Annotated in this window: 3 protein-coding genes and 3 rRNA genes; 3 read left to right on the plus strand and 3 right to left on the minus strand. The window is 61.6% G+C overall.

The features are described from left to right. Positions 1–42: 42 nt before the first annotated feature. The 3 genes from BN1187_RS01465 (at position 43) to nagA (ending at position 3,360) form a co-directional block, all read left to right on the plus strand. Complete coding sequence (locus tag BN1187_RS01465; protein ID WP_052462145.1) at positions 43–1,293, plus strand: PTS transporter subunit EIIC; 1,251 nt, start codon at positions 43–45, stop codon at positions 1,291–1,293. 144 nt (positions 1,294–1,437) lie between these two features. Next, positions 1,438–2,229, plus strand: a complete 792-nt coding sequence (gene nagB, locus BN1187_RS01470; protein ID WP_040157928.1) for a glucosamine-6-phosphate deaminase — start codon at positions 1,438–1,440, stop codon at positions 2,227–2,229. A 9-nt stretch (positions 2,230–2,238) separates the two neighbouring features. Continuing rightward, entirely contained in the window at positions 2,239–3,360 is a 1,122-nt protein-coding gene (gene nagA, locus BN1187_RS01475; protein WP_040157933.1) for an N-acetylglucosamine-6-phosphate deacetylase, read from the plus strand. A gap of 604 nt (positions 3,361–3,964) precedes the next feature. Here the strand turns inward: nagA and rrf are convergent. The 3 genes from rrf to BN1187_RS01490 all read right to left on the minus strand — a co-directional run bounded on the left by rrf (position 3,965) and on the right by BN1187_RS01490 (position 9,222). After that, positions 3,965–4,081: ribosomal RNA gene (rrf, locus tag BN1187_RS01480) — 5S ribosomal RNA — on the minus strand. A gap of 155 nt (positions 4,082–4,236) precedes the next feature. After that, positions 4,237–7,318, minus strand: a 23S ribosomal RNA gene (locus tag BN1187_RS01485). 385 nt (positions 7,319–7,703) lie between these two features. After that, positions 7,704–9,222: ribosomal RNA gene (locus BN1187_RS01490) — 16S ribosomal RNA — on the minus strand. Together the 16S, 23S and 5S rRNA genes form the textbook arrangement of a ribosomal RNA operon. Positions 9,223–9,309: the final 87 nt, after the last annotated feature.

Below are 9,309 nucleotides of genomic sequence, written 5' to 3' on the forward strand. Positions count from 1 at the left end.
TCGGACCGGCCCAGCAGGATCCACACACCGAAGGAAGGCCCCATGAGTTCCGCATCCACCGCGCCGGCAGAGAAGACGTCGCGGTTCAACCTTGCCCCGCTGCAGAAGTTCGGGCGCAGCCTGATGCTGCCGATCGCTTCACTGCCGGCCGCCGCCCTGCTGCTGCGGCTCGGTTCCGCCGACATGCTGGGCGAAGACGGCCTCAACTGGGGACCCGTCGCCACCGTGCTGGCCGCCGCGGGCGGGGCGCTCATCGACAACCTGCCGATCCTGTTCGCGCTCGGCGTGGCGATCGGCATCGCCCGCAAGGCCGACGGATCGACCGCGCTGGCGGCCCTCACCGGCTACCTCGTGTTCAAGGGCGTCAGCGACGCGATGTCGCCCCTGATCCTCGGCGAGGCTGCCGAGGGCGAGAAGCAGAAGCTGATCAACTATGGCGTCCTCGGCGGCATTCTGATCGGCCTCATCGCGGGCTGGCTGTGGCAGCGGTTCTACCGCACCAAGCTGCCCCCGTACCTGGCGTTCTTCGGTGGACGCCGCTTCGTGCCGATGCTGACGGCGCTCTCGGGCATGCTGCTGGCCGTCGCGCTGTCGTTCGTCTACCCCGCGTTCAATGGCGGCCTGACGTCCGTCGGCACCTGGGTGGCCGGCAACGCGATCGTGGGTGGCTTCGTGTTCGGCGTCCTGAACCGACTGCTGATCCCGCTGGGTCTGCACCACATCATCAACAACCCGCCGTGGTTCCTGATCGGCGACTTCACCAAGGCTGACGGCACGGTCGTGCACGGCGACATCGCCCGCTTCCTGGCAGGCGACCCGACCGCCGGGGCGTTCATGACCGGCTGGTTCCCGATCATGATGTTCGCTCTGCCCGCCGCGGCGCTCGCCATCTGGCAGGAGGCCCGCCCTGAGAACAAGAAGGCCGTCGGCGGCATCATGATCTCGGTCGCGCTGACCGCCTTCCTCACCGGCATCACCGAGCCCATCGAGTTCGCGTTCATGTTCGTCGCTTTCCCGCTCTACGTCATGCACGCGGTGCTGAGCGGCGTCTCGCTGGCCGTCTGCAACGCGCTCGGCCTGAGGATGGGCTTCGGCTTCTCCGCCGGCTTGTTCGACATGGTGCTGAACTGGCGCATCTCGACGAACCCCTGGATGGTCGTCCTGATGGGGTTGATCTTCGCGGCGATCTACTACGTCTTGTTCCGCGCGGTCATCCGCCTGTGGAACCTCAAGACGCCGGGACGCGAAGAGGGCGAAGTCGCCAACGTGAGCGCCGACCCGACCGCGGAGTGAACCGGACGTGGGCGGTGCGGCGCCGCCGGGCCGCGGCACCGCCCACGTTCCTGTCCCGCCACGGACGCTACTCTCCTCGCGTCGAGCACCACGCCGATGCGACACCGCCCGACCACAAACCCTCCGTCCCGAAAGTGACCCCCGATGGAAATCGTGATCTGCTCCAGCACCCAACAGGTCGGCGACGTCGCCGCTGCCCGCGTGGCCCAGGTGTGCCGCGCCGCGGGGCCGAACGCCGTGCTGGGGGTGGCGACCGGGAGCTCGCCGCTGTCGTGCTACACGGGGCTCGCCGAGCGCGTCCGCTCAGGCTCCCTGGACCTGTCGCGCGCGTCTGCCTTCGCCCTCGACGAGTACGTCGGGCTGCCGCGGGGTCACGAGGAGAGCTATGCCGAGGTGATCCGCCGGACCGTCACCGAACCCCTCGGGCTCGACCCGGCGCGCGTGCACACGCCAGACGGCTTCGCCGACGATCTCGAGGCCGCCTGTGCCGACTACGAGCGCCGCATCGCCGGAGCGGGCGGCGTGGACGTGCAGATCCTCGGGGTGGGCGCGAACGGCCACATCGGCTTCAACGAGCCGTCCTCGTCGCTGAGTTCGCGGACGCGCATCAAGACGCTCACCGACCGCACCCGCGAGGACAACCGCCGCTTCTTCGCCGAGCTGGACGATGTCCCGCGCCACTGCCTCACCCAGGGCCTCGGCACGATCATGGACGCCCGTGCAGTGGTCCTGATCGCCCAAGGCGGGGGGAAGGCGCGGGCGATCCGCAATCTCGTGGAGGGGCCCATCACCGCGATGTGCCCCGGCTCCGTCCTGCAGTTCCACCGCTACGCCACCGTCGTGATCGACGACGCGGCCGCCGCAGAACTGCAGCACGCCGACTACTACCGTGAGACCTACGCGCACAAGCCGTCCTGGCAGCGCTTCGAGAACTGAGGGTCCCCCGTGTTGATCGCCGCCACCAGGCTGTACGTCGACGACCGTTTCGTCCCCGGCTGGGTCCGTGTCGAGGACGACCGCATCGTGGAGATCGGCGTTGACGCTCCCCCGCCCGGCCTCCCCCACGTCAATGTGACGGCAGGCTGGGTCGTCCCCGGCTTCGTGGACGTGCATTGTCACGGTGGTGGCGGCGCCGCGTTCGGAACGAGCGACCCAGGCGACGTGGACAGGGCACTTTCCGTCCACCGCTCACACGGCTCGACCACCGTCGTTGCGAGCCTCGTCACCGCCACCGCACAGGTGTTGACCGAGCAGATGGAGCTGCTGCGCCCGCGCGTCGAAGCCGGGGACCTCGCCGGCATCCACCTCGAGGGGCCCTGGCTCTCCCCAGGCCACAAGGGGGCCCACGACGCCGCGCTGCTGACCGCGCCCCACCCCGCCGAGGTCAACGACCTCGTGGACGCAGCCGGCGGCACCGTGCGGATGGTCACCATCGCACCGGAACTGCCTGACGCCATGGACGCGATCGACGAGCTCGCCGGGCGAGGCATCGTCGCCGCCATCGGCCACACCGACGCCACGTTGCCCGTCGCGCGCGAAGCCCTCGCCGCGGGCGCCCGCGGCGGCACCCATCTGTTCAATGCGATGCCGCCCCTACGCCACCGCGACCCGGGGCCGATCCTCGCGCTCTGGGACTCGTCGGCCTTCCTCGAGCTCATCGCCGATGGCATCCACGTCCACCGCGAACTGGCGGCCTACGTGCTGCGCTCGTTCCCGGACCGCGTCGTCCTCATCACCGACGCCATGGCCGCCGCGGGCGCCCCCGACGGCGAGTACGTGTTGGGCGAACTCCCCGTCACGGTGAGCGACGGGGTGGCGAAGCTCACCGGCACCGACACCATCGCCGGGAGCACCCTGACCTTGGACGTCGCTGTCCGCACGATGGTCGCGGCCGGCGTCCCCCTCGAGCTGGCGGTTCGGGCCGCGACGCTCAACCCCGCTCGGTATCTGCGTCTGCCTGACGTGGGCCGTTTGACCGTGGGCGCCTTCGCAGACGTCCTCGTTCTGGACGAAGATCTCCAGGTGGAGCGAGTCCTGCGTCACGGACGCTGGGAGCCCGTCCGCTGATCGGCGTTCATCGCCCGTCGGACACACACGGCACAGCATGGGGATACTCCCGTCCCCACCACACCTCCCGTGGGCCCTGGGACAGTTCGCGCGCACGCCCCGACTGTCCCAGGGGGACTGGAAGGCCACCCCGGAACTGAGCTACCGCCCGCACTTGGCTACCGCCCGCACTTGCCCCAGGCCCTCTCTGCTCGCCGGCGCGTGCTCGAAGCCGCCGGCGCATCGCAGAACGGAACTGCTCTCCCCGTCCGTGCCCCAGCCCCGACAGCGCCTGGCAGCACCGCACGGACTCTCCCCTTACACGTGTCCAGCGCCCGCCAAACGCGGCGTAGAACCGCGCCGGCCCTGCGCCGCGGGGTCTCCGGGGGAGTCAGATCCCCGCGTCGAGGCCCGCCCCAATACCCCGAACGAGGGCTCGCACTCAGCCTGCACCCGTCAAAGCTCTGCCGACTCTGGCCGACCGCCGTGCGCTAACAGGCCCCGTCGCATCCGATGTTGTGCCGCGTCCCTGGCCCTGGGTGCCCAGGTCGCAAACACACCAAAGTAAAAGCGCTTAAATGCAACTGTCCCCCGTAACGGTTGTTACGGGGGACTGTTGTTGTGTGTCCGGCGATGACCTACTCTCCCACACACCAGCGTGTGCAGTACCATCGGCGCTGAAAGGCTTAGCTTCCGGGTTCGGAATGGGGCCGGGCGTTTCCCTTTCGCCATGATCACCGAAACGACTATTCATTTATCAATCCCCACCCGCCGGGTGGGGGGAACATCACAGACACTCCGGCCACCCCGGACCGGGGTGGTGTGTTGTCTGGGAATCGTATAGCGGACGCGAAACATCTTGCAGCAATCATCTGCGTCAAGACATGTTTTTGGTGGTGTGACAAGCCCTCGGCCTATTAGTAACAGTCAGCTCCACACATTACTGTGCTTCCACATCTGTCCTATCAACCCGGTCGTCTCCCGGGGGCCTTACCAACAAAATGTTGTGAGAGTCCTCATCTTGAAGCGTGCTTCCCGCTTAGATGCTTTCAGCGGTTATCACTTCCCAACGTAGCCAACCAGCCGTGCACCTGGCGGTACAACTGGCACACCAGAGGTTAGTCCGTCCCGGTCCTCTCGTACTAAGGACAGCACTTCTCAAGACTCTTACGCGCGCAGCGGATAGGGACCGAACTGTCTCACGACGTTCTAAACCCAGCTCGCGTGCCGCTTTAATGGGCGAACAGCCCAACCCTTGGGACCGACTCCAGCCCCAGGATGCGACGAGCCGACATCGAGGTGCCAAACCATGCCGTCGCTATGGACGCTCGGGCAAGATCAGCCTGTTATCCCCGGGGTACCTTTTATCCGTTGAGTGACGGCGCTTCCACATGCCACCGTCAGATCACTAGTCCCGACTTTCGTCCCTGCTCGACCTGTCAGTCTCACAGTCAAGCTCCCTTGTGCACTTACACTCAACACCTGATTGCCAACCAGGCTGAGGGAACCTTTGGGCGCCTCCGTTACCTTTTAGGAGGCGACCGCCCCAGTCAAACTACCCATCAGGCACTGTCCCTGAACCAGATCATGGCCCGAAGTTAGATATCCAGAACAACCAGAGTGGTATTTCAACGATGACTCCACAACCACTAGCGTGACCGCTTCACAGTCTCCCACCTATCCTACACAAGCTGTACCGAACACCAATACCAAACTATAGTAAAGGTCCCGGGGTCTTTCCGTCCTGCTGCGCGTAACGAGCATCTTTACTCGTAATGCAATTTCGCCGAGTTCGTGGTGGAGACAGCGCCCAAATCGTTACTCCATTCGTGCAGGTCGGAACTTACCCGACAAGGAATTTCGCTACCTTAGGATGGTTATAGTTACCACCGCCGTTTACTGGGGCTTAAGTTCACCGCTTCGCTCACGCTAACAGTTCCCCTTAACCTTCCAGCACCGGGCAGGAGTCAGTCCGTATACATCGTCTTACAACTTCGCACGGACCTGTGTTTTTAGTAAACAGTCGCTTGGGCCTGGTCTCTGCGACCATCACCGCTACCAACCGCAAAGGGCTGTCACGGATCAGGTCCCCCTTATCCCGAAGTTACGGGGGTATTTTGCCGAGTTCCTTCACCACGATTCTCTCGATCGCCTCGGTATTCTCTACCAATCCACCTGTGTCGGTTTAGGGTACGGGCGGCTCACAACTCGCTCACGAAGCTTTTCTCGGCAGCATAGGATCACCCACACCACACACACGTGTGCAGTGCCATCAAGTCTCAGACACACAGCGCACGGATTTACCTACACGCCGTCCTACACTCTTAGCCCGGGACAACCATCGCCCGGGATGGGCTACCTTCCTGCGTCCCTCCGCAGCTTGCCTACTACAAGATCAGGTCACAGACTCACCCGCCATCACCCGAAGGATCCGACAGACTCGCATGCTTAGTCTCACTCGCCTCGGCAGGATCGTTGTTTCGCCGGTACCAGAATATCAACTGGTTGTCCATCGACTACGCCTGTCGGCCTCGCCTTAGGTCCCGACTTACCCAGGGAAGATTAGCTTGACCCTGGAACCCTTGGATATTCGGCGGACGGGTTTCTCACCCGTCATTCGCTACTCATGCCTGCATTCTCACTCGTGTGAACTCCACGATCGGGTCACCCCACCGCTTCACCGCACACACGACGCTCCCCTACCCACCACACATAACGTGCGGCGCCACAGCTTCGGCGGATTACTTGAGCCCCGCTACATTGTCGGCGCAGAATCACTTGACCAGTGAGCTATTACGCACTCTTTCAAGGATGGCTGCTTCCAAGCCAACCTCCTGGTTGTCTTCGCAACTCCACATCCTTTTCCACTTAGTAACCACTTAGGGGCCTTAGCTGATGATCTGGGCTGTTTCCCTCTCGACTATGAAGCTTATCCCCCACAGTCTCACTGCCGCCCTCAACCTTACCGGCATTCGGAGTTTGGCTGATTTCGGTAAGCTGTTAAGCCCCCTAGACCATCCAGTGCTCTACCTCCGGCAAGAAACAGGCGACGCTGCACCTAAATGCATTTCGGGGAGAACCAGCTATCACGAAGTTTGATTGGCCTTTCACCCCTATCCACAGCTCATCCCCTCGGTTTTCAACCCAAGTGGGTTCGGGCCTCCACGACGTCTTACCGTCGCTTCACCCTGGCCATGGATAGATCACTTCGCTTCGGGTCTAGAGTGCGCGACTCAACCGCCCTATTCGGACTCGCTTTCGCTACGGCTCCCCCACACGGGTTAACCTCGCCACACACCACTAACTCGCAGGCTCATTCTTCAAAAGGCACGCCGTCACCCCGCAAGGCTCCGACGGATTGTAGGCGACCGGTTTCAGGTACTATTTCACTCCCCTCCCGGGGTACTTTTCACCTTTCCCTCACGGTACTCGTGCACTATCGGTCATCAAGGAGTATTTAGGCTTAGCGGGTGGTCCCGCCAGATTCACACGGAATTTCAGGGGTTCCGTACTACTTGGGGTCCATCCAAGGAAGACCACACCATACGCCTACGGGACTATCACCCACTCTGGTCTGCCATTCCAGACAGTTCAACTTCGACGCAGTTTTATCACTCCCCGGCCGGTCAACAGCCCGACCACGAACGGCCCCACAACACCACACATGCAACACCTGTCAGCTCTCACACACGCGCGGTTTAGCCTCCTCCGCTTTCGCTCGCCACTACTCACGGAATCACGGTTGTTTTCTTCTCCTATGGGTACTGAGATGTTTCACTTCCCCACGTTCCCTCCCACTGCCCTATACATTCAGACAGGGGTCGCCGGACACAACTCCGGTTACCTTCGAGGTTTCCCTATTCGGACATCCACGGATCACAGCTCGTTTACCAACTCCCCGTGGCTTATCGCAGGTTACAACGTCCTTCATCGGCTCTTGATGCCAAGGCATCCACCGATCGCCCTTAGTAGCTTGTCACCAAAAAACATCCAACACAGACAAAAAACTACAAAAGATGCTCGCGTCCACTATACAATTCTCAAACAACACACAAACCAACCCGACCAACCCTTAGGCCAGCCAGCGAAGATCCGCCACAGAAACAACCACAACCAACGGCTGCGGAAGCCTCAAAACCCAACAACGTGCCCCACAAACCCATGCCGCCACCGGCCACCCGTTCCACACCCACCCCACAAGGGCCGGCAGTACTAGACGCGCCAACAACAAACACAAGCCTGCATCATCAATGCCTCCACAAAAACAAACCCCCACCCCGCCCACACACAACGGTGGAACCAAGAGTGCAAACTAACCACCACCCACCCACAAGGATGCGTGGCGATCAAAAAGGGCTCCTTAGAAAGGAGGTGATCCAGCCGCACCTTCCGGTACGGCTACCTTGTTACGACTTAGTCCTAATTACCGATCCCACCTTCGACGGCTCCCCCCACAAGGGTTAGGCCACCGGCTTCGGGTGTTACCGACTTTCATGACTTGACGGGCGGTGTGTACAAGGCCCGGGAACGTATTCACCGCAGCGTTGCTGATCTGCGATTACTAGCGACTCCGACTTCATGGGGTCGAGTTGCAGACCCCAATCCGAACTGAGACTGGCTTTAAGGGATTCGCTCCACCTCACGGCATCGCAACCCTCTGTACCAGCCATTGTAGCATGCGTGAAGCCCTGGACATAAGGGGCATGATGACTTGACGTCATCCCCACCTTCCTCCGAGTTGACCCCGGCAGTCTCCTATGAGTTCCCGGCCGAACCGCTGGCAACATAGGACGAGGGTTGCGCTCGTTGCGGGACTTAACCCAACATCTCACGACACGAGCTGACGACAGCCATGCACCACCTGTAAACCGGCCAAAAAGGCACAACCATCTCTGGCTGCTTCCGGCATATGTCAAACCCAGGTAAGGTTCTTCGCGTTGCATCGAATTAATCCGCATGCTCCGCCGCTTGTGCGGGCCCCCGTCAATTCCTTTGAGTTTTAGCCTTGCGGCCGTACTCCCCAGGCGGGGCACTTAATGCGTTAGCTACGGCACGGAGAACGTGGAAGTCCCCCACACCTAGTGCCCACCGTTTACGGCGTGGACTACCAGGGTATCTAAGCCTGTTTGCTCCCCACGCTTTCGCTCCTCAGCGTCAGGAAAGGTCCAGAGAACCGCCTTCGCCACCGGTGTTCCTCCTGATATCTGCGCATTCCACCGCTCCACCAGGAATTCCGTTCTCCCCTACCTTCCTCAAGTCTGCCCGTATCGAAAGCAAGCACAGAGTTAAGCCCCGTGTTTTCACATCCGACGCGACAAACCACCTACGAGCTCTTTACGCCCAATAAATCCGGACAACGCTCGCACCCTACGTATCACCGCGGCTGCTGGCACGTAGTTAGCCGGTGCTTCTTTACCAGGTACCGTCACAAAAGCTTCGTCCCCGGCGAAAGCGGTTTACAACCCGAAGGCCGTCATCCCGCACGCGGCGTTGCTGCATCAGGCTTCCGCCCATTGTGCAATATTCCCCACTGCTGCCTCCCGTAGGAGTCTGGGCCGTATCTCAGTCCCAGTGTGGCCGGTCGCCCTCTCAGGCCGGCTACCCGTCGAAGCCTTGGTACGCCATCACCGCACCAACAAGCTGATAGGCCGCGAGCCCATCCCCCACCAAAAAATCTTTCAACCCACCACCATGCGGCAACAGGTCATATCCGGTATTAGCCACCGTTTCCGGCGGTTATCCCAAAGTGAAGGGCAGGTTACTCACGTGTTACTCACCCGTTCGCCACTAATCCAAACCCCGAAGAGTCCTTCATCGTTCGACTTGCATGTGTTAAGCACGCCGCCAGCGTTCGTCCTGAGCCAGGATCAAACTCTCCATCGAAAAAACAAAGAGCAAGACCATGACAAAAAACCAGAAAAACTGGCATCAATCACTAATCAATCACTCAAAGAAACCTGTAACCCAACC

Source organism: Nigerium massiliense, assembly GCF_000826085.1.
Classification (GTDB): domain Bacteria; phylum Actinomycetota; class Actinomycetes; order Propionibacteriales; family Propionibacteriaceae; genus Propioniciclava; species Propioniciclava massiliense.

What these genes read in the sequence shown, in the direction of transcription:
- BN1187_RS01465 (WP_052462145.1), top strand. Translation starts at nt 43, where the DNA reads ATGAGTTCCGCATCCACCGCGCCGGCAGAGAAGACGTCGCGGTTCAAC.
- nagB (WP_040157928.1), top strand. Translation starts at nt 1,438, where the DNA reads ATGGAAATCGTGATCTGCTCCAGCACCCAACAGGTCGGCGACGTCGCC.